General features: G+C 53.1%; 25 protein-coding genes and 1 pseudogene. 9 read left to right on the forward strand and 17 right to left on the reverse strand.

The annotated features are described in order from the left end of the window. Positions 1-219: pseudogene (locus JTI98_RS01475) on the forward strand (adhesin); the annotation flags it as partial. 339 nt (positions 220-558) lie between these two features. On the opposite strand, the gene gss reads toward JTI98_RS01475, so the two are convergent. Beyond that, positions 559-2418, reverse strand: coding sequence for a bifunctional glutathionylspermidine amidase/synthase (gss, locus tag JTI98_RS01480; protein ID WP_044255709.1), 1860 nt, complete (start codon positions 2416-2418; stop codon positions 559-561). 195 nt (positions 2419-2613) lie between these two features. On the opposite strand from gss, the gene yghU reads away from it, so the two are divergent. After that, complete coding sequence (gene yghU, locus JTI98_RS01485; protein ID WP_058587574.1) at positions 2614-3480, forward strand: glutathione-dependent disulfide-bond oxidoreductase; 867 nt, start codon at positions 2614-2616, stop codon at positions 3478-3480. Between the two features lie 40 nt (positions 3481-3520). Here yghU and hybG read toward each other — a convergent pair whose 3' ends face one another. The 11 genes from hybG to yghX all read right to left on the reverse strand — a co-directional run bounded on the left by hybG (position 3521) and on the right by yghX (position 13365). After that, positions 3521-3769 carry a hydrogenase maturation factor HybG gene (hybG, locus tag JTI98_RS01490; RefSeq protein WP_042998137.1) on the reverse strand — a complete coding sequence of 83 codons (249 nt, stop codon included), beginning with the start codon at positions 3767-3769 and terminating at the stop codon, positions 3521-3523. A gap of 30 nt (positions 3770-3799) precedes the next feature. Beyond that, positions 3800-4141: a hydrogenase maturation nickel metallochaperone HypA gene (gene hypA, locus JTI98_RS01495; protein WP_042324177.1), complete on the reverse strand. Its 342-nt coding sequence runs from the start codon at positions 4139-4141 to the stop codon at positions 3800-3802. Further along, on the reverse strand, positions 4134-4622 hold the full coding sequence (hybE, locus tag JTI98_RS01500) for a hydrogenase-2 assembly chaperone (protein WP_042998138.1): 489 nt from the start codon (positions 4620-4622) through the stop codon (positions 4134-4136). The genes hypA and hybE overlap by 8 nt, the downstream gene beginning before the upstream one ends. Beyond that, the gene (locus JTI98_RS01505) at positions 4615-5109 is read right to left on the reverse strand and encodes a HyaD/HybD family hydrogenase maturation endopeptidase (protein WP_042998139.1); all 495 of its coding nucleotides are present in this window, start codon (positions 5107-5109) and stop codon (positions 4615-4617) included. The genes hybE and JTI98_RS01505 overlap by 8 nt, the downstream gene beginning before the upstream one ends. Next, a complete protein-coding gene (gene hybC / locus JTI98_RS01510; protein ID WP_046401890.1) occupies positions 5109-6812 on the reverse strand; it encodes a hydrogenase 2 large subunit in 1704 nt (567 codons plus the stop codon). The genes JTI98_RS01505 and hybC overlap by 1 nt, the downstream gene beginning before the upstream one ends. Then, the gene (hybB, locus tag JTI98_RS01515; RefSeq protein WP_042998141.1) at positions 6809-7987 is read right to left on the reverse strand and encodes a Ni/Fe-hydrogenase cytochrome b subunit; all 1179 of its coding nucleotides are present in this window, start codon (positions 7985-7987) and stop codon (positions 6809-6811) included. The genes hybC and hybB overlap by 4 nt, the downstream gene beginning before the upstream one ends. Further along, positions 7977-8963 carry a hydrogenase 2 operon protein HybA gene (gene hybA / locus JTI98_RS01520; protein ID WP_042998142.1) on the reverse strand — a complete coding sequence of 329 codons (987 nt, stop codon included), beginning with the start codon at positions 8961-8963 and terminating at the stop codon, positions 7977-7979. The genes hybB and hybA overlap by 11 nt, the downstream gene beginning before the upstream one ends. Positions 8964-8965: 2 nt before the next feature. Further along, positions 8966-10084, reverse strand: coding sequence for a hydrogenase 2 small subunit (gene hybO, locus JTI98_RS01525; RefSeq protein ID WP_216081849.1), 1119 nt, complete (start codon positions 10082-10084; stop codon positions 8966-8968). 189 nt (positions 10085-10273) lie between these two features. Next, positions 10274-10561 (reverse strand): DUF2623 family protein, encoded by a 288-nt coding sequence (locus tag JTI98_RS01530; RefSeq protein WP_216081850.1) that lies wholly within the window; start codon positions 10559-10561, stop codon positions 10274-10276. An 84-nt stretch (positions 10562-10645) separates the two neighbouring features. After that, the gene (locus tag JTI98_RS01535) at positions 10646-12286 is read right to left on the reverse strand and encodes a methyl-accepting chemotaxis protein (RefSeq protein ID WP_042998145.1); all 1641 of its coding nucleotides are present in this window, start codon (positions 12284-12286) and stop codon (positions 10646-10648) included. Positions 12287-12480: 194 nt separating this feature from the next. After that, on the reverse strand, positions 12481-13365 hold the full coding sequence (yghX, locus tag JTI98_RS01540; RefSeq protein ID WP_054177125.1) for a YghX family hydrolase: 885 nt from the start codon (positions 13363-13365) through the stop codon (positions 12481-12483). A gap of 81 nt (positions 13366-13446) precedes the next feature. On the opposite strand from yghX, the gene JTI98_RS01545 reads away from it, so the two are divergent. Beyond that, positions 13447-14487, forward strand: a complete 1041-nt coding sequence (locus tag JTI98_RS01545) for an aldo/keto reductase (protein ID WP_044326838.1) — start codon at positions 13447-13449, stop codon at positions 14485-14487. Positions 14488-14530: 43 nt separating this feature from the next. On the opposite strand, the gene JTI98_RS01550 is transcribed toward JTI98_RS01545, so the two are convergent. Then, on the reverse strand, positions 14531-15025 hold the full coding sequence (locus tag JTI98_RS01550; protein ID WP_042998148.1) for a TIGR00645 family protein: 495 nt from the start codon (positions 15023-15025) through the stop codon (positions 14531-14533). Between the two features lie 71 nt (positions 15026-15096). After that, positions 15097-15600 (reverse strand): ESA_00282 family adhesion-associated protein, encoded by a 504-nt coding sequence (locus JTI98_RS01555; protein WP_042998149.1) that lies wholly within the window; start codon positions 15598-15600, stop codon positions 15097-15099. Positions 15601-15704: 104 nt separating this feature from the next. Between JTI98_RS01555 and JTI98_RS01560 the strand changes: the two genes are divergently transcribed. Together JTI98_RS01560 and JTI98_RS01565 are read left to right on the forward strand one after the other, a co-directional pair. Continuing rightward, positions 15705-16112, forward strand: a complete 408-nt coding sequence (locus JTI98_RS01560; protein WP_042998150.1) for a hypothetical protein — start codon at positions 15705-15707, stop codon at positions 16110-16112. Further along, positions 16112-16543 carry a hypothetical protein gene (locus JTI98_RS01565; RefSeq protein ID WP_043001747.1) on the forward strand — a complete coding sequence of 144 codons (432 nt, stop codon included), beginning with the start codon at positions 16112-16114 and terminating at the stop codon, positions 16541-16543. The genes JTI98_RS01560 and JTI98_RS01565 overlap by 1 nt, the downstream gene beginning before the upstream one ends. Before the next feature lie 64 nt (positions 16544-16607). Here the strand turns inward: JTI98_RS01565 and exbD are convergent, their stop codons facing one another. Then, the gene (gene exbD, locus JTI98_RS01570) at positions 16608-17033 is read right to left on the reverse strand and encodes a TonB system transport protein ExbD (protein WP_042324207.1); all 426 of its coding nucleotides are present in this window, start codon (positions 17031-17033) and stop codon (positions 16608-16610) included. 6 nt (positions 17034-17039) lie between these two features. Beyond that, the gene (exbB, locus tag JTI98_RS01575) at positions 17040-17774 is read right to left on the reverse strand and encodes a tol-pal system-associated acyl-CoA thioesterase (protein ID WP_044328395.1); all 735 of its coding nucleotides are present in this window, start codon (positions 17772-17774) and stop codon (positions 17040-17042) included. Between the two features lie 249 nt (positions 17775-18023). Between exbB and metC the strand changes: the two genes are divergently transcribed. Then, on the forward strand, positions 18024-19211 hold the full coding sequence (metC, locus tag JTI98_RS01580) for a cystathionine beta-lyase (protein WP_216081851.1): 1188 nt from the start codon (positions 18024-18026) through the stop codon (positions 19209-19211). A gap of 139 nt (positions 19212-19350) precedes the next feature. Beyond that, positions 19351-20010 carry a DedA family general envelope maintenance protein YghB gene (gene yghB / locus JTI98_RS01585; protein ID WP_042998153.1) on the forward strand — a complete coding sequence of 220 codons (660 nt, stop codon included), beginning with the start codon at positions 19351-19353 and terminating at the stop codon, positions 20008-20010. A gap of 51 nt (positions 20011-20061) precedes the next feature. Here yghB and JTI98_RS01590 read toward each other — a convergent pair whose 3' ends face one another. Then, positions 20062-20961: an AraC family transcriptional regulator gene (locus tag JTI98_RS01590; RefSeq protein WP_044328397.1), complete on the reverse strand. Its 900-nt coding sequence runs from the start codon at positions 20959-20961 to the stop codon at positions 20062-20064. Between the two features lie 192 nt (positions 20962-21153). Between JTI98_RS01590 and yqhD the strand changes: the two genes are divergently transcribed. Next, on the forward strand, positions 21154-22317 hold the full coding sequence (yqhD, locus tag JTI98_RS01595) for an alcohol dehydrogenase (RefSeq protein WP_216081852.1): 1164 nt from the start codon (positions 21154-21156) through the stop codon (positions 22315-22317). 104 nt (positions 22318-22421) lie between these two features. After that, a complete protein-coding gene (gene dkgA, locus JTI98_RS01600; RefSeq protein WP_042998156.1) occupies positions 22422-23249 on the forward strand; it encodes a 2,5-didehydrogluconate reductase DkgA in 828 nt (275 codons plus the stop codon). The last annotated feature ends 6 nt before the right edge of the window (positions 23250-23255 follow it).

Below are 23255 nucleotides of genomic sequence, written 5' to 3' on the forward strand. Positions count from 1 at the left end.
ATTATAAAACTGAATGGCAAAATGTTAACATTAAAGCGGATACAATCAGATAAAACCACATCTACTTTCAAAAACAATGATATTTCGATTACGACGATACAATCTTCATTACAAAAATCAAATATGGAAGAAGAAGGTAACGATGTCAAATTAAGCATCACCATCAGGGCAAGAAACAGTGAGAAGAAATTTGATCTGTCTGGATACTGTGGTATTTAGAAGAGGGCGTTAAGCATTCTCTTTCACATTAAACAGACTACTCCGTCATTACAATTCCACTACTCAACTTAATAACTAAACATCGTCTATGATCAAATACCTTCCGGATAATAAAGAGAGTAGATTATGGTTTTTGAAAAACCAAAGGTTAGGAAAGTATTATTCAGATGACAAAATTAGTGTGCCACGACAACCGCAAATCGACAGTACTGAGAACCAGGTTGAGAAGCAAAAAAAATCCGTAATCCCTGGGAGATTACGGATTCTTACACAACGACTGCATCGGTCAGCTTTCGGCTTTAGAGACATGCCCGGCTATAACCGTAGCCTGCTGAGAGCTCACCCCTTCACCACAATCAACGGTTCAATGTCGCTCTCTTTCTTAATAACCAGCGATTCGTCGCCACGCAGGCAGGTGCCGCCGTAGTTGCCGCCAACGGTAAAAGTGCACACCTGAATATACTTACCGGCAACGTTTGGCAGACACCAAAGCTGCTGATAAATGTTCTTCTGTGCAGCAAATTTCCCGCTGGTTTTGTCCAGCAGTTCTTCCTGATGGCTGACCAGGTCGATATTGCTGCCACAGCGACCCGCAATCGGTTTCACCGCATAACCGGTTTGTGCCAGTTCATCATTGACGACAAAATCGGTATCCAGCAGATAGCGGTGGTGCGGGAAAAGTTGCCACAGGATCGGCAGGATCGCTTTGTTACCCGGGATCACCGTCCACAGCGGCTCAAAGACCAGCACTTCCGGGCGCAGTAGCACATCGATCAACCGCACATCCTGATGGGTATGTCCGGTACGAATCGGCACGGCGGCATACTCGGTTTCGCTGACTTCACGCACCTGCTCAATCGCCGTTTCCCACGCCCAGGTTTTCCAGACGCAGTTCACCAGGCGTCCGTCACCGTCAATGAGTTGTCCGGCATCGTCCCAGCGCAGTTCATCCAGCCCACGCAGGATCTTACTTTCAAACCCGGCCTGATGCAGCGCCTGCTGCATAAACTGGGCATGATAGTTCTCCTCAATATCCTTATCCTGCATGATGTGCACGAATGGACGCGCGTGGCTGTGTTTCCAGGCCCCCGCCAGCTCATTGATCAGGCCTTCTGCCGGGTTATGTCCTTTACCGGTATAGCCTTGCTCCGCCCAGCGTTCGAGGATCAGCCCCGCTTCGGTATGGCACGACGCGGAATCGGCGTTGTATTCGTACACTTTCAACCCGCGCTCATCCATACAGAAATCCATACGACCGGTGATCATATGGTGGCGACGGCGTTGCCAGGAGAGACGCAAACGCGGCCAGAGGATTTTGGGAATGTCGAACAGCGCCAGCAGATTGTCGTCTTTCAGCACCTTGTCTGTAGCGTGCAGATACATCAGATGCAGCTCGTTGGTCGCTTTGATCAACTCCTGTTCGGCACTCTCGGTCATCGTGAAATACTGATACGGATCCTGATTGATCACGTGACCGTTCGCTGTCACATAGGCTTTTTGCAGCGGATCCTGTTCATCCAGCCATTTACCGTCAAACTGGCCGTTTTCTTCCAGTCTTGCCGCGCCAATCTTCAGCGAATCATTGGCGATCTCCGGCTGTGGCAGGCTGTGCCGGGTATCGTCGGTCTGGATCATCCAGCCCAGAATAGTAGTGTCGTCAAAGGTGTCTTTCAGGGTATAGCAGCCATTTTCCACCACCATCTCCAGCTCACGCGTCCACTGCTGTCCGGGAGGAAGCGGCGTGTGAATGACGTTCTGCTCGGCAATGCGGATTTTGTTATCCAGCAATTGAGTGATAATCGCGACATGGCCGGTGTCTTTAAATTCTCCGCCTTTCTGCCAGATCAGCAGCGCCCCGGCGACCGGTGCGCGAGGCGACCCGTTAGGAAACGCCTGTAGCGGCAGAATGTTGTCGTTCACCACTTCGCGCAGGAAACGCAACGAGAAAATCTCCCACGCCATGCCAACATCGGTGAACACCGCACCATAATTCAGGAAGAGAAAACGGCGCGCGAACTCGACGCACTGCCATTTGTGGCCCATGTATTCGTTGTCGATGTAGCTGCGAAACGCGGCGTCATCGTCATAGTCCCGCGGGTCGAGGGAGCTGTAATCTGAAGAGTAGATCGCTACACCACCGGGGGCATAGCCCAATAATGTCCCGAACGGGGCATCCTGACTGGTCGTTCCTTTGCTCATGCACCTTACCTCAAAACTATACTGCTGAGCAGCTTCTGCTTGCCTGCCCTACACCGTCGACCATCATACACCTCAACGCAGCGGGAGCGTGCGCAACAACAAAAAATAGGCAGGTGTAAATGTGCCGATCTGTTAAAGGTACGAATGGCGACCTGCTACACTGCTTCAACACAACCACTCAGAAGGCAGATCAACATGTCAGATAACACTTATCAGCCCGCGAAAGTCTGGACGTGGGAAAAATCCAATGGCGGTGCGTTCGCCAACATCAACCGTCCTGTCTCCGGTCCGACGCACGACAAAACGCTGCCGGTCGGTAAACATCCGCTTCAGCTCTATTCGCTGGGTACGCCGAACGGCCAGAAAGTCACCATCATGCTGGAAGAGCTGCTCGCGCAGGGGGTGAGCGGCGCAGAGTACGATGCCTGGCTGATTCGCATTGGCGAAGGCGATCAGTTCTCCAGCGGCTTTGTGGAGGTGAATCCCAACTCGAAGATCCCGGCATTGCGCGATCATTCGCAAAATCCACCGGTGCGTGTGTTTGAGTCGGGCTCGATCCTGCTGTATCTGGCAGAAAAATATGGTTATTTCCTGCCACAGGATTTAGCAAAACGTACAGAGACATTAAACTGGCTGTTCTGGCTGCAGGGTGCAGCGCCCTTCCTCGGCGGCGGCTTCGGTCACTTCTATCACTACGCGCCGGTGAAGATTGAGTACGCGATCAACCGCTTTACAATGGAAGCCAAACGTCTGCTCGACGTGCTGGATAAACAGCTGGCGAATAACGCTTACGTGGCAGGCGATGAGTACACCATTGCGGATATGGCTATCTGGCCATGGTTTGGCAACGTGGTGCTGGGCAATGTGTACGATGCGGCAGAATTTCTTGACGCGGGCAGCTACAAAAATGTGCAGCGTTGGGCAAAAGAGATCGCTGAACGTCCAGCCGTTAAACGCGGACGGATTGTGAACCGGACCAACGGGCCATTGAATGAGCAGCTTCATGAACGTCATGATGCCAGCGATTTCGAGACCAATACCGAAGATAAGCGCCAGAATTAACGCAAAAAAATGCCGGACAGAACCTATCCGGCATTCACTCTTATGCGCTGGTGACGTCGTACTCCATACGGCGTAGTGCATCCAGCGTGGCTTTGGCTTCTTCTTCATCGATGATGCTCATGGCAAACCCCACATGCACTAACACCCACTGCCCGACCAGTTCCGCAGGACTGCCTTCACAAATCAGCGCAATATTCACATCACGCTTGATGCCGCACACTTCCACCTGCGCAAGCTGGTGAATATCTTCACCGACGGCCAGAACCTGGCCTGGAACGCCTATACACATGTCTGACTCCGCCCCATGTCACATCATGGGTTATTCAACTTCAATACTTTTCACTTTCAGCGAATCGCCGGTATCAACACGCAGTCGGTCGCCATGACAACGCGGACATTGCGCATCGTGTTGAGTGATTTCAACCGCCTGACTGCAATCCCAGCACCATGCCTGCGCCGGTTTGTAATCGATGTGCAATTCACAGCCTTGCGCTACCGTCCCCTGGCAGACAATATCAAAACTAAAACGTACCGCGCTCTCTTCAACACAGGACAGCGCGCCAATCTCCAGCCACACGCCGGTGACGCGCTTTACGCCATGCTGTTCAGCCTGCTGTTGAATAATTTCAACCGCACTCTGGCAAAGAGACAGCTCATGCATTCTGCAAACCCCGACGCCCGAACAGCAGCGCGCGACGGCTTGTCTGCGGCGCATCCGGATCGCTGACCGGCAGCGACAACAACATTCGCGCGCAGTCATCAGCCAGACGTACGCCCTCTTCAGACGACATACTGTGATTGAGCGGCGACATCAGCGAGCAGGAGAGGTATTGCGATACACCATCCAGTTCGCCCACCGTGAATGTCATCGTGCCATACGGCAGACGCAACCCAAGCTTTTCACTGACTTTACGCACTGGCCAGAGCTGGTCTGGTCCGGGGAAAATCAGCGCGCTCAGCATCCACGGCGTAATCACACATCCCGTCCACTGCCCTTCAAACAATGTAAAGTCAGAGACATACACTGGCATATCAGGATGCAGAAAGGACAGATCGTGCATTGAACGCTGCGCAATCGCTTCAAACGCAGCCTGAACCTGTGCTTTCGGAGCAGTCTGGAACCCGGAAATCTCCTCAGACATGCGTCGCCTCCCGTGGGATCGCTTCAACGCCCGACTCACGCAGCGCAGCCAGAACCTGCGCAAGCGCAGGTTCAATCATCGCTTCAACCGTTGGCGTTAAACCAATATTCGGCTCCAGCGATTCCGGAATGACGCCAATGAGCGTCAATTTTTTCGGAAACTCGCCGGTAAAGCGAAGGGCCGACAGAACGTCGGCCAGGCCCAATTGATGCGGGGAGATTTTGTTGGTAAACAGCGCCGGCACTTCATCATCCCGCAGGACCATGATCGTACCCGGGGTGTTTTTTCTCGAGACAATGGCGTCCGCGATGATCAGATGATCCCGGTTCGCCATGTCGCCGAGCAACTCCATACCCGCCGTACCGCCATCGAGGATTTCAACGAAATCCGGCAATTCATATCGCTGCTCTAAGGCTTCAACGATACGAACGCCGATGGCTTCATCGGTCAGCAAAATATTGCCGACCCCTAAGACTAAAATCCGCATTACAGAACCTTCACAGAGACAACTTCGTTCCCGTCAGCGTCAACAACGTGCACCGCACACGCCATACAAGGGTCGAAGGAGTGAATAGTACGTACCACTTCCAGCGGTTTTTCCGGATCGGCAATCGGCGTACCTACCAGCGACTGTTCGTACGGACCGACGTCATCGTTGAAGTTACGCGGGCCGGAGTTCCAGGTTGACGGTACAACCGCCTGATAGTTACTGATGATACCGTCTTTAATCACCATCCAGTGAGAAAGCATCCCGCGCGGTGCCTCAAGGAAGCCCACACCTTTAAATTCGCCTGTCGCCGGAATATTCGGCTTCACAAACGTGGTGTGGTCGCCCTTGCCAATATTGGCGATCAGCGCACTGTACTGATTCTGCAGGATACCCTGCAGTTCACAGCAGTGAACGGTACGACCAATAATACGCCCCAGCGTAGAGTGCAACTGCGCCACTTCCAGCGTTTTGCCCGTCAGCTTCTGATAAATCGCGATGATTTCATTCAGTTTCGCTTTCGTGGCCTCACGTCCGGACGCCAGTTTAACCAGCATGTTCGCCAGCGGCCCCACTTCGACGGTTTTACCGTAGAAGGTCGGGGATTTCACCCATGAATATTTGCCATCATCCGACCAGCCGTTATATTCCGGAATGGTCGTCCCTTCCCACGGTGCCTGCGGAGCTTCGTCTTTATACCAGGCATGTTTGGCGCTCTCCTGGATCCCTTTGATCAGGTACTCGTCGGAGTGAGAGGAGATCGGACGATAGCTCGCCAGATCGGCATTCTCAATATAACCGCCAGGGAACAGGAAGCTGCCGTTTTTACCGTCGGTCGGGAATTCCGGTGCAGCCAGATAGTTAACCGCCCCCTTACCGCGCTCCAGCCATTCTGGATAGAACGCGGCGATAACCGCAGTATCGACCTTGTACACCTGTTCAACAAAGTCGCTCAGCTTGTCGATGAAGGACTTGATGTACATCAGGCGTTCCAGGTTCAGTACGCCCAGGCCGTCGAGGTTGATCGGGTTGGCAACGCCACCCACCGCCAGGTTCTGGATGTGCGGCGTTTTACCGCCCAGCAGCGCCACCACGCGGTTGGCATCACGCTGGCATTCCAGCGCCTGCAGATAGTGAGCTACCGCAATCAGGTTCACTTCCGGCGGCAGTTTCATCGCCGGGTGTCCCCAGTAACCGTTGGCGAAAATCCCCAACTGGCCGCTGGCAACCAGGTCTTTGATCTTGTTCTGAACCTTCGTGAACTCTTCCGCGCTGTTCAGGTGCCAGGTCGACACGCCCTTCAGCATTGCGGAAGCTTTCGCCGGATCGGCGTTCAGTGCAGACGTGATGTCCACCCAGTCAAGCGCCGAAAGCTGATAGAAGTGAACGATATGGTCATGAGTGGTATGCGCTGAAAGAATGATGTTACGGATGTATTGTGCGTTAACCGGAACGTCAATGTTCAGCGCGCTTTCTGCCGCACGAACCGAGGAGATCGCGTGCGTGGTCGTACAAACGCCGCAAATACGTTGCACAATCATCCACGCATCACGCGGATCGCGATTTTTCACGATCTCTTCCATGCCGCGCCACATGGTACCGGAGGCCCATGCTTTTGATACAACGCCGTTTTCGATTTCGCAATCGATACGTAAGTGCCCCTCAATACGGGTTACGGGATCAATAGTAATTCTCTGGCTCATGCTTTGCTCGCCTCATGACGATTGTGATCGTTTTGTTTTAAAGGAGGAAGTATCGGCAGTAGACGAATGAGTACGATGTAAGCGCAAATCTCAATAGCCACAAAACCAATAGAAATCAACAGTTCTTCCCAGGTTGGGAAGTAGTGGTAACCGCCGCCTGGATTAAATGCCACCAGCGAATAGGACAGACGCCATGTCGCACAACCCAGCAGCGCGCTGAGCGCAGACAGGTACAACATGCGTGAATCATTACGCCATTTAGCAACGCGCAGGACGACCAGCGGGAAGACCATCAGCACGACTTCAAGCCAGAACATTGCTGAATAGAAATCGCCGGCAAAGGCATACGACAGCTTGCCCCGGTAAACCAGCTCACCAAAGCGCAGCACGACAAAAATCGCCAACATCACGCTGATGGTGTTCGTCAACTTGATGAACAGGTTCTTCTCATCCGGGCCTTTTCCTCTCAGGCCAGCCTGAACCAGAGAGCCTTCGAAGATGACGATCGAGAAGCCCATAATAAAGGCGGTCAATACCGAGAACAGCGGCAGCATTTCATAGCTTTGCCACAGCGGATGCACTTTGTAGCCTGCCGAGATCATCAGCGAGCCCATTGAGGACTGGTGCATGGTCGGCAACAGCGCTCCGAGAGCGATGATGAAGAACATCAGCTTATTCAGGCGTTTCAGCGACACCTTCCAGCCCAGACGTTCAAACAACGCAGGGGCAAATTCCAGCGCCATCACCCCAATGTAGATGGTCATACAGACCGCCGTCTCGAACAACACCGAGTTCACGTTGAAGTGACCCGGAATGTAGAAGTACGGCAGGTTCCAGTAACGACCCACATCAATGGTGATCGACAAGCCCCCCAGAGAATAACCAAACAGACTCGCCAGCAGCGCCGGACGCACCAGCGGATGGTATTGTCCCCGGTTGAAGACATACACCGCCCATGCCAGCGCCCAACCGCCACAGGCAAAGCCGGTGCCGATTAACAGGTCAAAGGCAATCCAGACGCCCCATGGGAAACCGCCGTTCAGATCGGAGACAGACCCCAATCCAAATACCAGACGCTTCACGATCAGGAGCATACAGAGGATGATTAACGGCCCGAAGATGATGACCGGTTTGCTGATAATTTTGCCGCCCAGCGGTTTAGGATCATGACTCATGATCGTCTCCTCCGTCGTGATGGTCGTTTTTGGTATTACGACGAACCAGCACGGTCAAGCCCGCCAGCACGGCCAGTGGTAGCATCATGCCTTTATACAGGGTGTGTTGAACATGTTCGGAACGCGCGCCGGTTGAAATCTCATCCAGCTTCGGCAGATCCAGATTCTCGTAAGGCACCCCGGTCAGTACCAGCACCTGAGTCCCACCGCCCTCTTTTTCACCGTAAAGATGTGGATAGTACTTCGGCACAGTATGCACGTAGGTATCGCCCGTTTTCAGGGTTTGACGAGGATAGTGGTATTCGCTGCCAGGCTTCAGCGCCAGACGTTTTTGCGCCTCGGCCATCAACTCTTCACGGGTACCAAAAATGACCGCACCGGCAGGACAAACCTCAACACAGCCCGGCAAGCCGCCCTTATCGAGACGCTCAACGCCTTTCTGGTTACACAATTCACATTTGTGAAGCGCACCAAACGGGTTGTTGTAGTCATACTTCGGCACGTTGTACGGACAGGCAACCATGCAGTAACGGCAGCCGGTACAAACGTCTTTGTTGTAATGAACGATGCCGGTTTTCGGATCTTTTTTCAGTGCGGAAACCGGGCAGACGGAAACGCAGTTGGGATCGACGCAGTGCATACACTGTTTCTTGATGTATGCATAGCCGTTCTCTTCCTGATCTTTATTCACGCCTGTACCGCTACGCCACACCTGAATGATGTTATTGGTGTACGGCGACAGTTTGTCGTTGTTCGACCATGTCTGCTCCCCTTCCGGGTTACGCGCCGGGAAGTTGATATCCTGACACTTGGTCACACAGGCCTGACAGCCCACGCACAGCGTCGAGTCATACAACATACCCAGAGAACCGGGGATGGGCGGGCGATTTTCTGCAGCCGCGTGGCTGATAGACGGCGCAGCGCCTAACAGCAACGCCCCGCCGGAGGCTGCTTTGATAAAGTTACGTCTGTTCACGGTTATTCTCCCCGTGAGTCAGCGTTATCTTTCTTTTGCTGACGCCCCAGTTCACGTACCGCCATCACGCTGACGCCGGCCACCAGACCGACAACGCCGCCAAGCAACCCAATAGCGCCGGCAGAAATGTTGCCGCCCTCTTTTATGTTCACATCAGGTTTTTCGGAGCGGGGTGTCTGATTTTCCACGTGAGCAAGTTGGTGAATGCCCTTATGGAAACCAACGCCTTCTTCGTTGCAGCCGTAGCATGGGTGACCAATCGCCACCGGCCAGACGCCGCCAACGTCGCAGAATTGCAGTGTGGAGCAGTTGCCCCAGGTCTCAGGCCCTTTACAGCCGAGGTGGTAGAGGCACCAGCCTTCGCGGTGACCTTCATCGCCGAACTCTTTCGCAAAGCGACCCGCATCGAAGTGCGGACGACGTTCGCAGTGCTCGTGAATCAGGCGACCATAGGCGAAGGTCGGACGGTTTTTCGCATCCAGCTTCGGCGGCTTGCCCCAGGTGATGATATGGGCGACGGTCGCCAGGAAGTTATGCGGGTTCGGCGGACAGCCCGGAATGTTGATGATGGTTTTACCCGGCAGAACTTCCTGCAGGCCAACCGCACCGGTCGGGTTCACGCCAGCAGCGGCGACGCCGCCCCATGCAGCGCAGGAACCGATAGCGATAATTGCCGCCGCGCCTTCTGCCGCTTTGCGGATATGATCCACAATGGGCTCACCGGCAACCATGCAGTAAATACCGTTATCTTTTAGCGGGATGGAACCATCAACGACCAACACATACTGCCCTTTGTACTTCTCGAGCGCATTGTGTTTGTTCTCTTCAACCTGGTGGCCGAAGGCGGCGGAAAGCACCTCATGGTATTCCAGAGAGATGGTCTCCAGGACAAGGTTTTCTACCGTAGGGTGGGTCGCGCGAAGCAGGGATTCGGTACAGCCCGTGCATTCCTGAGCACCAATCCAGACAACCGGCGGGCGCTGCGGACGGGATACCGACTCAGCCATTTCGGCGGCGGCTTTGCTGCTGAGCCCCATTGTGGCGGCGAGTGCTGCACAAAGCTTCATGAAATCACGGCGGTTGACGCCATGGGAATTGATGAGAGTGTTATCTCCAGTCATTTTATAGTTATTCCGTTACGAAGACCTGGCTCTTATTTTGCATCAATCGCAAAACCGTAACTGCGATCGGTGCGCCATTTACCACACTTTTGTTATGGTTATGTAGTCTATGATACTGCGAGGGGATACTAAAACGAAGGGAATAGCCGGTAGTGTAATTAATTAAAGCAAGATAATACCCCCTTTGGATCAACCTTCGAGTCGATAGCCGGCCATAATAAAACGAATCGTGATGCTGGACTGATTTTCCCGAAAGAAATCCATCACCATTTCTTTATCTAACCCATAGCGACGCGTCAGGATCCCCGCTTCCCAGGCGCTGAGTTGCCTGTCGCCGGTTTTTTCAAACATGCGATGCGAGAATCCTAGTACGAAGCCACGTTTATAATCCGAACAAAATTTCGCTACGTTTCGGGCGCTGTCAGCCTGCGTGGCGTTTAATCCGGCCATCAGACCCTTGCCAAAATGATTATTCATGACCTCTCCTCAATCGCTATACAATAAATTATATAGCGATATTTTAAGCAAAGGCCAGAGGGTTCAGCGACTTTTTACTGGGCCTTAGAATGCCACCCATTCATCGCCTGCCGCTGTGGGAGTCGGGCGTCGCTGCCCGGCGGGAGCGGCACCTTTTCCGGGGAGACTGGGGGCGTCATTTTGCGATAACCGGAACTGTTGCACAGAACGTTGTAAATCTTCCGTTTGTCTCTCCAGCGCCGCAGCCGCGGCGGAAACCTGCTCCACCAGCGCGGCGTTTTGCTGCGTAACACCATCCATCTGAGTAATCGCAACGCCCACCTGCGAAATCCCTTTGCTCTGCTCTTCAGACGCCGAGGCAATTTGTTTCATGATGGTGTTCACTTCCGTCACACCACGCAGGAGCGCCTCCATCGTTGAGCCAGTATCCTTCACCAGCGTCGCGCCGTGGTCGACGCGGCGCACGGATTCGGCAATCAGTGTTTCAATCTCTTTTGCCGCGTTTGCACTGCGGCTTGCCAGATTACGCACTTCACCTGCGACGACGGCAAATCCACGCCCTTGCTCACCCGCACGCGCCGCTTCGACCGCAGCGTTCAATGCAAGAATGTTGGTCTGGAAGGCAATGCTATTGATGACGGTCGTAATTTCCGCAATCTGCTTCGAGCTGGCGGAAATTCCGTCCATGGTCTCGACCACTTCGGACACCAGCGAACCGCCTTTTCCTGCCGTGCGTGATGCCGCATCAGCCAGAAGACTTGCCTGACGGGCGTTATCCGCATTCAGTTTCACCGTTGCAGTGAGCTGTTCCATGCTGGCAGCCGTCTCTTCCAGCGCCGCAGCCTGCTCTTCCGTTCGCGATGAAAGATCGTTGTTGCCGCTGGAGATTTCAGTGGCGCCGCGCCAGATATTATCGCTGCCAGAACGGATAGTATTCACGGCGTCGCGCAGGCTGTCCTGCATCGCCCGTAATAAAGGCACTAATTGGCCGACGCAGTTGCGGCCAATATCGTCAATCGGCTGACTGAGATCGCCCTGAGCAATCTGGCGAAACTGTTGGCGGATCCGCGCCAGCGGTTTCACCAGCATGGTCACCAGATAGCGATCGGTGAAGAAGAGAATTGCAATGCCCAGGATCACCGCGCCAATGATTAGGGTACGGATGATCGACGTTTTGCCATCTACCATGACGCGGGTTTGATCGAGCATCACACCTGCGGCCTTATTAAAGCGTTCTGCACTGGCACCAAACGCCCGGCTCAACGCAGGCGTCACATTATTCGCCTGCTCACTCCAGGCACTCTGCGTGCCCTGCTGCGCCAGTTGCATTTGCGGCGTGACGCCTTTATCGAGCAGATCCTGCCAGCTCGCCAGCACCGCAGCGGCAACCTCAGGATCCATCGGCCCTGGCGAGAGCGTTTTCATTTCCTGCAACTTTTTGCTCATGTTATCCAGCGCCTGCTGCACGGGAGCGAAATCCGGCGTGCCGCCGCTGGCTTTCAACTCCATCGCACGACTGAGGCGGGTAACAAAGCGGAAATATTGATCGTTGCCCTGGCTGAGCACCGTCATCTGGCGAACAAGATGGCGATCGACTTCGTTGCCTTCTGACACTTTTGACAGCGCGTGAACGCTATATAATCCCACTCCTGACCAGAGAAGACAAAAGACGCCCAGTATTGTCAGCATGACAAGACGAATGGTGAAATTTTGCAAAAGTCGCATAGATATATCCTTGCCATATTAAAGGGATTCGCCATCTGGCGAGACTCACCTTCGTTATCGGCAAAGAGTGAAGAATATATACTTACTTTTAGTTTTTTTACTCTCGCAAACAATATCCCTGGTCGCTGTATACATATAAAAGATAATGAAAAATGCCAGTAGTATTAATCAATCGTTTATTTTCCTTTTTTTTATCATAAATATTTATCAAACCATCCCAACGTTCGTTTCCACGCTAATTCGGCGGCAGCCTCGTCATATCGCGGTGTGGAATCATTATGAAATCCGTGGTTTACACCGGGATAGATCCAGGCTTCATAGACCTTATTGTTGGCCTTGAGCGCGGCTTCATAGGCAGGCCAGCCTTCATTGATATTTTTATCCAGCGCCGCGTAGTGCAGCAGGATCGGCGCTTTTATCTTCGGCACATCCGCAGCGGCAGGCTGGCGACCATAAAACGGCACCGCACACGCCAGTTCAGGATAGGCCACGGCAGCGGCATTTGAGACGCCACCGCCGTAACAAAATCCGGTGATCCCCACTTTCCCGCTGGCGTCCGGGTGTTGCTTCATAAACTCGACGGCAGCGAAAAAGTCATTCATCAGCTTTGTCGGATCCACTTTCTGCTGCAAGACCTTCCCTTCTTCATCGTTTCCTGGATAGCCACCTACCGAGCTTAAACCGTCGGGCGCCAGCGCAATGTAGCCCGCTTTTGCTACCCGCCTTGCAACATCTTCAATATAAGGATTCAGCCCCCGGTTCTCATGTACCACCACCACGGCGGAGACCTTGCCCGTTGTGTTGACCGGCTTCACCAGATACCCGCGCACGCTGCCATGACCGTTTGGTGACGGATAATGAATATATTCAGGCAATATATCGGGATCGGTAAATTTCACCTGTTCCGCCAGCGCGTAGTTGGGCTTGAGCATATTGAAGAGCGCCAGCGCCGTCACCCCGCCAACGGCGTACTTTGCCGCAAGATTGAGGAACTCCCGTTTTGAGATTTTCCCGTGGGCGTAGTAGTCATAATAATCGAGTAATTCTTGCGGAAAATCTTTGGCTGTCAGACGCGTCATCGCATATCTCCGGGATTTGTGATTCTATAAGCATAGAATGAAAACGCTGTTTCGAAAATTCATCACAAGAAAGGAGACATCATGTCCTGGAACGCCTCCCCTGATCGCTATGAGAATATGCAGTACCGCTACTGCGGTAACAGCGGCCTCCAACTGCCTGCGCTATCGCTCGGTCTGTGGCACAACTTCGGTCACGTACAAGCCCTCGACTCGCAGCGCGCACTGTTGCGAAAAGCCTTTGATTTAGGCATTACTCACTTTGATTTAGCCAATAACTATGGGCCGCCTCCGGGCAGCGCCGAAGAAAATTTCGGGCGTCTGCTGCGCGAAGACTTTGCCCAGTATCGTGATGAACTGATTATTTCGACCAAAGCCGGTTACGACATGTGGCCAGGTCCTTATGGTTCCGGCGGCTCGCGTAAATACCTGCTCGCCAGTCTCGATCAGAGCCTGAAACGGATGGGCCTGGATTACGTCGATATTTTCTATTCTCATCGCGTGGACGAAAACACGCCGATGGAAGAGACGGCGTCTGCGCTGGCACACGCTGTGCAAAGTGGGAAAGCGCTGTATGTTGGTATTTCGTCATACTCGCCGGAACGGACACAAAAAATGGCTCAGCTTTTGCGCGAATGGAAGATCCCGCTGCTGATCCATCAGCCCTCTTATAACCTGCTGAACCGCTGGGTGGATAAAAGCGGTTTGCTGGATACGTTGAAAGCCAATGGCGTGGGCTGCATCGCCTTTACGCCACTGGCGCAGGGATTGCTCACCGGGAAGTATTTGAACGGCATTCCGGACGGTTCACGTATGCAGCGCGAAGGGAAGAAAGTGCGCGGTCTGACTGAGAATATGCTGACGGAAGCTAACCTCAGCAGTCTGCGTCTGCTTAATAAAATGGCGCAACAGCGCGGTCAGTCAATGGCGCAAATGGCGCTTAGCTGGCTGCTGAAAGACGATCGCGTCACTTCCGTGCTGATTGGCGCAAGCCGCCCGGAGCAGCTGGAAGAAAACGTTCAGGCGTTGAAAAATTTGTCGTTCACCACAGAAGAGTTGACGCAGATTGATAAGCATGTCGCTGACGGCCAACTGAACCTCTGGCAGGCATCGTCCGATAAGTAACGTTCAGCGCCGGGTAGCGACAACGGCTGCCCGGCCTGTTCTGTCAGTGCTTATGGCGGTTTAACCGGTCGAGGCAGCCCATCAAAAACGCCGACAAGACGAAAGTGAGATGGATAATGACGTACCACATCAGCTTGTTATCCGGCACGTTTTTCGCATCCATAAATACACGCAACAGATGAATGGAAGAGATAGCAACAATCGAGGCCGCAACTTTGTTTTTCAGTGAGGTCGCATCCATCTTCCCCAGCCAGTTCAGCTTTTCCCGTCCCTCAGCGATATCAAGTTGCGAGACGAAATTCTCATAGCCGGAAAACATCACCATTACCAGCAGTCCCCCGACCAGCGTCATATCCACCAGGGACAGCAGCACCAGAATCAGGTCAGCTTCTGCCATCGAAAAGACATTGGGCAGAACATGAAAAATTTCCTGAAAGAATTTTAGCGCCAGCGCAACCAACGCCAGCGACAAACCAAAGTAGACCGGGGCCAGCAGCCAGCGAGACGCATACATAACGTTTTCGAGAAAGCGTTCCATAAATTCCTGTGATGTTGCAAAAACCGGGCGACAGTATATCCCAATTGCGCAACATCAGATCAACATCCTCCTTAAACTTCGTCGGGATTGATCCACGGGCGCTGATACTCGGGCCACACCAGCGCCACCAGCGATGGATACGCCTCGACGCTAAACTCCCGGAAGCACTGGCGTAAGTTCAGCACATCGAGATCGGAATGGGGAACTTTTTCGCCGTTGAGACAGCGTTTTTTTATCGTGTCGTAGTATTTATACACCGCTGAATTGAGATCGCTGCAGCGTCGCTGGGCGTCAAACAGTCCTGGCGTGTCATTCAATTGCGCCATCGTCATGCGTTTTATTGTTGCGTGAAGGAAATCAATATATTCGTGATTGACGCGCCAGTACCATACCGGTGTAATAGCATTCATCAGCGCGGAGAAATGGTCCTCCCCCTCTTCTTTAGTCAGCGGTATTGATTGAGTCTCAGAGGGCAGTTCTTCAGCGTTGCGCGGTTTATTAAACTCGCGCATTAATAAAAGCACGCCGCCGGTCAACAATAGCAAGGTAATGACAGAATAAAAAATACTGTTCATAGAATGACTCCATTTTTTTTGATTCTAAAATTACCCCATGTTATTGTCAACGCGACCTGCCAAATAAAAATAACTATACATTTGATATTAAAGGATATTGTGACATGCTGCCTGAGCACCTTGTCCCACCGCGTTTTCATCTGTCAGCGTCAGGTCAGACGGAAGAAACAGTAGAAAATAATGATAATTTTACTCAGGGAAAAACAACCCTCAGTGATTATGAGGCCGATATCTTAATTAGCACAACCGCCACCGGGCAATCTAAAAATATCCTACTCGAAGAACGTGACCGTCATTTTAAAGAACGTCTTGAGCGGGTAGCGAAAATTGAGACTTTCGCTCGGGTTATTAATGCGTTACAGGCTGAAGGCGATATCGATGCCCAGACCTTAAGTAAAATAATCACTGAAATGACCACGCATATAAATGAAAACGGCAACGAAATTTGGCTTAACTTAATTACCCGGGAGAAAGACTCACCCCTTTTCTATTCTCTGGACGACGAACAATGATTAAAGATGTTGAAGATAACAATGTCTATTTGGCTTTAGATGAGAATAAAAGCGATCAATTTATCTTAAAGCAGAATCTTGCCGCACTCATCGCCAATAAAAATGCGGTCCTCGAAAGCGTGGCGCAAGAAGTGACTTCTATTCCTGCGGCGCTGGTTCGTCTGAAATGGCAAAACCGACGGGAAATATACGCGCTTCAGGTGAAGGAAGAGATTTATGGCGCGGCGATCAACGCCATTATCAAACAGAACCCGGCGCTGGGTGACAAAATCATGGCGCGACTGGAGAGCACCTGGCAACATTTGCTAGCTCGTGAGACCGCCACGCTGCGACTGACGCGCAAACTGGCCGAAGGAAACACCCGCACGATTACCATCACTACCGTTGCGCTCAATGAACGTCAGGTGCAAACCCGGCGCGATGGGCAATAAAAAAGCCGGGTAGCGATAACGCCTTACCCGGCCTTTCTTCTCATTGTGCCCATGGCGACAACGATTATTTCGCTTTCGCGACCTCTTCACCGACCAGACCAATTTTCAGATAACCAGCCTGATGCAACGTGTCCATCACCTTCATCAGGGTTTCATAGTCGACGGTTTTATCTGCCCGGAAGAAGATCGTGGTGTCTTTCTTGCCTTCGGTCAGCGCGTTCAGTTCTGCCACCATGGTCTCGTCCGTCACCGGATCGTTACCAATGAACATGCTGTTGTCCGCTTTGACCGACAGATAAACCGGTTTTTCCGGACGCGGTTGCGGCGTACTGGAGGACGCGGGCAGATTGACCTTCACATCCACTGTCGCCAGCGGCGCAGCCACCATAAAGATGATCAGCAGTACCAGCATAACGTCGATAAACGGCGTCACGTTGATTTCATGCATTTCACCGTTATCGTCCAGATTTTCATTAAGACGCATTGCCATGAAGCCTTACCCTACACGTAATTTCTGCGCGGTACGTACCGGACGGGCAGATGCGCTTGCATCCAGATCCAGGTCGCGGCTTTGCAGTAACAGCACCTGTGCCGCCACATCGCCCAGCATCGCTTTAAGACCGCCAATCTGACGGGCGAAGATGTTATAGATAACCACGGCGGGTATCGCGGCAACCAGACCAATGGCCGTCGCCAGCAGTGCTTCCGCAATACCTGGTGCAACAACGGCAAGGTTAGTGGTCTGCGTTTGCGCAATCCCGATAAAGCTGTTCATGATGCCCCAGACCGTACCGAACAACCCAACAAACGGTGAAATCGCCCCGATGGTCGCCAGGTAGCCATTTCCGCGCCCCATCTGACGTCCCGCCGCCGCAACGCGACGCTCCAGACGAAAACCGGTACGCTCTTTGATGCCTTCGTTGTCTTCACTGCCCTGAGACAGTTCCAGTTCGTTCTGCGCTTCATTGAGCAATTGGGTGCTTAAGCTTTTGGCGCCAAAGTTTGCTGCGATATCGCTTGCCTGATCCAGAGAGCGGGCCTCCGCCAACAGTTGCTGTTCGCGTTTAAGCCGACGCTTCAGGGAGAAGAACTCAACACTCTTACTGAAGAAGATAGCCCAGGTGACCACTGACGCCAGAATCAGACCAATCATCACGCACTTAACCACGATATCGGCGTGCTGATACATACCCCAGACGGAAAGATCCGTCTGCATCAAATTATTACCCACTCTGTATCTCCAGGACGCAAATCACAAATTCTGAGCGTAATAATATCAAAACGACGTCGAATTGATAGTCGTTCTCATTACTATTTACATAGTGCCGCACCTTTGGTTTCTTTTCCTTGCGCTTACGCAGTAAAACGTCACGGGAGGTGATTTTGATAAAATATTGTGCTTTATCCCGTTCCTGGGGATGCGCATTTTTCCATTCGTGATAGTTTAGACGTCCAGACGTATAAAAACAGGAAACCCAACATGGCAGATAAACAACTGGACACCCGACTGGTCGGCGCAGGGCGCAGTAAAAAATACACGCTGGGCTCAGTGAATAGTGTGATTCAGCGCGCTTCTTCGCTGGTTTTTGAAACGGTCGAAGCCAAAAAGCACGCCACCCGCAACCGCGCCAACGGCGAACTTTTTTACGGGCGCCGCGGCACATTAACCCATTTCTCGCTGCAGGAAGCGATGTGTGAACTCGAAGGCGGCGCTGGCTGTGCGCTCTTCCCCTGCGGCGCGGCGGCCGTCGCCAATACGATTCTGGCTTTTGTCGAACAGGGCGATCACGTGCTGATGACCAATACGGCCTATGAGCCGAGCCAGGATTTCTGCACCAAAATCCTCGGCAAACTGGGTGTGACCACTGGCTGGTTCGATCCGCTGATTGGCGCTGACATAGTTAAGCATCTTCAGCCCAACACCAAAGTCGTTTTCCTCGAGTCTCCGGGTTCCGTGACCATGGAAGTCCACGATGTCCCGGCAATTGTCGCCGCTGTCAGACGCATTGTGCCGGACGCCATCATTATGATCGATAACACCTGGGCGGCGGGCATATTGTTTAAAGCCCTCGACTTCGGCGTTGATATTTCGATTCAGGCCGGGACCAAGTACCTGATTGGTCACTCGGATGCCATGGTCGGCACCGCCGTTTCGAACGCCCGCTGTTGGGATCAACTGCGCGAGAATGCCTATCTGATGGGACAAATGGTCGATGCCGACACGGCCTATATGACCAGCCGCGGGCTGCGCACCCTGGGCGTGCGTCTGCGCCAGCATCATGAAAGCAGTCTGAAAATTGCCGAATGGCTGGCAGCCCATCCGCAGGTCGCGCGGGTCAATCATCCGGCGTTACCAGGCAGTAAAGGACACGAATTCTGGAAACGTGACTTTACGGGGAGCAGCGGCCTGTTCTCGTTTGTGTTGAATAAAAAGCTCAATAATGACGAGCTGTCCGCTTATCTGGATCACTTCAGCCTCTTCAGCATGGCCTATTCGTGGGGCGGTTTTGAGTCGCTGATTCTGGCCAATCAGCCTGAACAGATTGCAGAAATTCGCCCGGAAGGGGGTGTGGATTTCAGCGGCACACTGATTCGCCTCCACATTGGTTTAGAGAATGTTGACGATCTGATTGCAGATTTAGCCGCCGGATTTTCCCGCCTCGTGTAAAATTGACGCCAATGGACATCTATGCAGACACGTCGAACGAAATTGTCTGCATTTGTTGCGCCCGGGATCAAGTCATCCGGGCCCGTTCAGGAGTACAATAGGATTATTAAGGCGTAAACGCTGTTCCACAGGAAAGTCCATGGCTGTCATTCAAGATATTATCGCTGCGCTCTGGCAACATGATTTTGCCGCGCTGGCGGACCCACATGTTGTTAGCGTCGTCTACTTTGTGATGTTCGCCACGCTGTTTTTAGAGAATGGCCTGTTACCGGCCTCATTTTTGCCCGGCGATAGTCTGCTGCTCTTAGCAGGCGCATTGGTCGCGCAAGGCGTCATGAGCTTTGTTCCTACCCTGCTGATCCTGACGACAGCGGCCAGCCTCGGCTGTTGGCTCAGTTATATTCAGGGACGCTGGCTGGGCAATACGCGAACGGTAAAAGGCTGGCTGGCGCAACTTCCGGCGAAATACCACCAGCGCGCGACCTGCATGTTTGACCGTCACGGTCTGCTGGCGCTGTTGGCAGGCCGTTTTCTGGCGTTCGTGCGCACACTGCTGCCAACCATGGCGGGGATTTCCGGGCTCTCTAACCGTCGCTTCCAGTTTTTCAACTGGCTGAGCGGGCTGCTGTGGGTCGGCGTGGTCACCAGCTTTGGCTACGCACTTAGCATGATCCCGTTTGTGAAGCGCCATGAAGATCAGGTCATGACCTTCCTGATGATCCTGCCCATTTTTCTGCTGGCGGCGGGGTTGATCGGCACGGTGGTGGTGGTGATTAAGAAGAAATACTGCAGCGCCTGACCTGAATCCAGCCGGATGACACGTCGTTCATCCGGCTGCCTCACAATAACGTTAACTCCCCTGCATAGTGCGGATCCGCGCCGCATCTTCTCCCGGCGTCACCCCGAAATAGCGCTTAAATTCACGACTAAACTGCGATGCACTTTCATAACCCACCCGCATTGCCGCCGCGCTGGCCTTCATGCCGTCGTGAATTATCATCATCCGCGCTTTATGTAACCGATAGGTTTTCAGGTACTGTAACGGCGATGTGCTGGTCACTGATTTAAAATTATGATGGAACGCAGAGACGCTCATATTGGCTTCGGCCGCCAGTTGCTCGACGTTGAGGTTTTCGGTGTACTTATTTTCAATGCGTTTGAGCACGCGACTAATCAGGCTGAAATGGGTCTGGCGACTCACCAGCGCCAGCAGCGCGCCGCCGCGTGGCCCGGTCAGGACGTGATAGAGGATTTCACGGATAATCTGTTTACCGAGGATCCGCGCGTCCAGCGGTCGCTCCATGACGTCGAGCAGACGTTCCGCCGCACAGAGAATTTCCTCTGAGAGCGTGGCGGAGTTGATCCCACTTGCCGCCATCGACGGCTGAAAGTGTTCGTCCTCGCCAATGTCCATCAGCAGTTCCTGCAATTGCAGGATATCGACATTGATGCGAAATCCGGCGAGCGGTACGTCCGGAGTCGCATAGGTTTCACATTCGAAGGGTAGAGGTACGGTCAGCAGCAGGTATTCATTGGCATCATAACGGAAAACTCGCTCATTGATGTAACCGATTTTATGACCGGAAAAGAGAAATATGATGCCGGGATCGTACATCACGGGTGTCCGTGAACCCGGTTCGGTGCCGTACAGCAGACGGATGTCCGGCAACAGCTCACTGAGCTTATGTTCATTGTTTTTCAACTGCTTAACTTTATCTGTCAGCAGTAAACAGATCTCTTCGCGGTTCATAACGGGTTATTTTCTCAACGGATGACGACGCCTTGATTGTGCGCAAATTGATCGCTTTTCTCCAGCATTGTGGAGAAATGGGCAAGACATTGGCAGAAATGAGCATTGAGAGGATAGCCGCGCACGACCACAATGTTCTCCATCCGGCAGCCCCACCTGCCCTCTTTTTTTACCCACATAAGGGAACGAGCAATGAATAACTTTAATCTGCATACCCCGACACGCATTCTGTTTGGCAAAGGCGCAATCGCGGAACTGCGCGCACAAATCCCACAAGACGCACGCGTGCTGATCACCTATGGCGGCGGTAGCGTGAAAAAGACGGGCGTACTGGCGCAAGTCCAGGAGGCGCTGAAAGGCCTGGACGTGCGCGAATTTGGCGGCATTGAGCCTAACCCGTCGTATGAAACGCTGATGAACGCAGTCAACATCGCCCGTGAAGAGAACATTACCTTCCTGCTGGCCGTCGGCGGGGGGTCTGTTCTTGATGGCACCAAATTCATCGCTGCTGCCGCCCACTATGCGGATGGCGTTGACCCGTGGCATATCCTGCAGACCAGCGGTAACGATATCAAAAGCGCAATCCCGATGGGTTCTGTGCTGACGCTGCCGGCGACCGGTTCAGAATCCAACAAAGGCGCGGTTATCTCGCGTAAAACCACCGGCGACAAACAGGCCTTCCATTCTGCCCATGTGCAGCCAGTCTTTGCGGTACTGGATCCGGTTTATACCTACACCCTGCCACCGCGTCAGGTGGCGAACGGTGTGGTTGATGCGTTTGTGCATACCGTTGAACAGTACGTCACGTATCCGGTTGATGCCAAAATTCAGGATCGCTTCGCGGAGGGCATTCTGCTGACGCTGGTGGAAGATGGCCCGAAAGCGCTTAAAGACCCGGAAAACTACGATGTACGTGCGAACGTTATGTGGGCAGCCACCCAGGCGCTGAACGGCCTGATTGGCGCAGGCGTGCCGCAGGACTGGGCAACCCATATGCTGGGCCATGAACTGACGGCGATGCACGGTCTGGATCACGCTCAGACGCTGGCGGTCGTTCTGCCCGCACTGTGGAATGAAAAACGCGATACCAAACGCGAAAAACTGCTGCAATATGCAGAGCGCGTGTGGAACATCACCGACGGTTCTGAAGATGAGCGTATCGATGCCGCGATTGCAGCCACCCGTAATTTCTTCGAGCAACTGGGCGTCCCGACTCGCCTGTCTGGCTATGGCCTTGACGGCAGTTCAATCCCGGCTCTGCTGGCGAAACTGGAAGAGCACGGCATGACGCAACTGGGTGAGCATAAAGACATTACCCTGGATGTCAGCCGCCGCATTTACGAGGCAGCGCGCTAAGCTTTTTTCACCTCTGACTTTCGTTTTTGGGCATTTCGTCCAGACTTAAGTCACCTTACATCACCGGAGTCCCCCTCCGGTGATGAGCACATGAAGGAGGAAAAATGGCAAACCAAACCGTAATTAAGCTTCAGGATGGCAATGTAATGCCCCAACTGGGGTTAGGCGTATGGAAAGCCGGTAACGACGAGGTCGTCTCCGCCATTCATAAAGCACTGGAAGTCGGCTATCGGTCCATAGATACCGCCGCCGCCTACAAAAATGAAGACGGCGTCGGCAAAGCGTTAGCCAGCGCAGGTCTCCCCCGCGATGAGTTGTTCATCACCACCAAGCTGTGGAATGACGATCAGAAACGCCCCCGCGACGCGTTGATGGAGAGTCTGGAAAAACTCCAGTTAGATTATCTCGACCTGTATCTGATGCACTGGCCGGTTCCGGCAATCGATCACTATGTTTCCGCCTGGCAAGGCATGATCGATCTGCAAAAAGAGGGGCTGATTAAGAGCATCGGTGTGTGTAATTTCCAGGTCAACCACCTCCAGCGCCTGATTGACGAAACGGGCGTTACGCCGGTGATTAACCAGATCGAACTGCATCCACTGATGCAACAGCGCCAGCTACACGCGTGGAATGCGACGCACAAAATCCAGACGGAATCCTGGAGTCCGCTGGCACAGGGCGGTGAAGGCGTTTTCGATCAAAAAATCATTCGTGACCTGGCGGATAAATACGGTAAAACGCCGGCGCAGATTGTCATTCGCTGGCATCTGGATAACGGTCTGGTCGTGATCCCGAAATCCGTCACGCCATCGCGTATCGCCGAGAACTTCGACGTCTGGGATTTCCGTCTCGACAAAGACGAGCTCGGTGAGATTGCGAAGCTCGATCAGGGCAAGCGCCTGGGCCCCGATCCGGATCAGTTCGGCGGCTAACTCCCT

Source organism: Citrobacter sp. MGH 55 (assembly GCF_016906145.1).
GTDB classification, from domain to species: Bacteria; Pseudomonadota; Gammaproteobacteria; order Enterobacterales; family Enterobacteriaceae; genus Citrobacter_A; species Citrobacter_A amalonaticus.

Excerpts from the sequence above, each read along its gene's own strand:
- gss (WP_044255709.1), bottom strand. The coding sequence starts at position 2,418 with ATGAGCAAAGGAACGACCAGTCAGGATGCCCCGTTCGGGACATTATTG.
- yghU (WP_058587574.1), top strand. The coding sequence starts at position 2,614 with ATGTCAGATAACACTTATCAGCCCGCGAAAGTCTGGACGTGGGAAAAA.
- hybG (WP_042998137.1), bottom strand. The coding sequence starts at position 3,769 with ATGTGTATAGGCGTTCCAGGCCAGGTTCTGGCCGTCGGTGAAGATATT.
- hypA (WP_042324177.1), bottom strand. The coding sequence starts at position 4,141 with ATGCATGAGCTGTCTCTTTGCCAGAGTGCGGTTGAAATTATTCAACAG.
- hybE (WP_042998138.1), bottom strand. The coding sequence starts at position 4,622 with ATGTCTGAGGAGATTTCCGGGTTCCAGACTGCTCCGAAAGCACAGGTT.
- JTI98_RS01505 (WP_042998139.1), bottom strand. The coding sequence starts at position 5,109 with ATGCGGATTTTAGTCTTAGGGGTCGGCAATATTTTGCTGACCGATGAA.
- hybC (WP_046401890.1), bottom strand. The coding sequence starts at position 6,812 with ATGAGCCAGAGAATTACTATTGATCCCGTAACCCGTATTGAGGGGCAC.
- hybB (WP_042998141.1), bottom strand. The coding sequence starts at position 7,987 with ATGAGTCATGATCCTAAACCGCTGGGCGGCAAAATTATCAGCAAACCG.
- hybO (WP_216081849.1), bottom strand. The coding sequence starts at position 10,084 with ATGACTGGAGATAACACTCTCATCAATTCCCATGGCGTCAACCGCCGT.
- JTI98_RS01530 (WP_216081850.1), bottom strand. The coding sequence starts at position 10,561 with ATGAATAATCATTTTGGCAAGGGTCTGATGGCCGGATTAAACGCCACG.
- JTI98_RS01535 (WP_042998145.1), bottom strand. The coding sequence starts at position 12,286 with ATGCGACTTTTGCAAAATTTCACCATTCGTCTTGTCATGCTGACAATA.
- yghX (WP_054177125.1), bottom strand. The coding sequence starts at position 13,365 with ATGACGCGTCTGACAGCCAAAGATTTTCCGCAAGAATTACTCGATTAT.
- JTI98_RS01545 (WP_044326838.1), top strand. The coding sequence starts at position 13,447 with ATGTCCTGGAACGCCTCCCCTGATCGCTATGAGAATATGCAGTACCGC.
- JTI98_RS01550 (WP_042998148.1), bottom strand. The coding sequence starts at position 15,025 with ATGGAACGCTTTCTCGAAAACGTTATGTATGCGTCTCGCTGGCTGCTG.
- JTI98_RS01555 (WP_042998149.1), bottom strand. The coding sequence starts at position 15,600 with ATGAACAGTATTTTTTATTCTGTCATTACCTTGCTATTGTTGACCGGC.
- JTI98_RS01560 (WP_042998150.1), top strand. The coding sequence starts at position 15,705 with ATGCTGCCTGAGCACCTTGTCCCACCGCGTTTTCATCTGTCAGCGTCA.
- exbD (WP_042324207.1), bottom strand. The coding sequence starts at position 17,033 with ATGGCAATGCGTCTTAATGAAAATCTGGACGATAACGGTGAAATGCAT.
- metC (WP_216081851.1), top strand. The coding sequence starts at position 18,024 with ATGGCAGATAAACAACTGGACACCCGACTGGTCGGCGCAGGGCGCAGT.
- yghB (WP_042998153.1), top strand. The coding sequence starts at position 19,351 with ATGGCTGTCATTCAAGATATTATCGCTGCGCTCTGGCAACATGATTTT.
- JTI98_RS01590 (WP_044328397.1), bottom strand. The coding sequence starts at position 20,961 with ATGAACCGCGAAGAGATCTGTTTACTGCTGACAGATAAAGTTAAGCAG.
- yqhD (WP_216081852.1), top strand. The coding sequence starts at position 21,154 with ATGAATAACTTTAATCTGCATACCCCGACACGCATTCTGTTTGGCAAA.
- dkgA (WP_042998156.1), top strand. The coding sequence starts at position 22,422 with ATGGCAAACCAAACCGTAATTAAGCTTCAGGATGGCAATGTAATGCCC.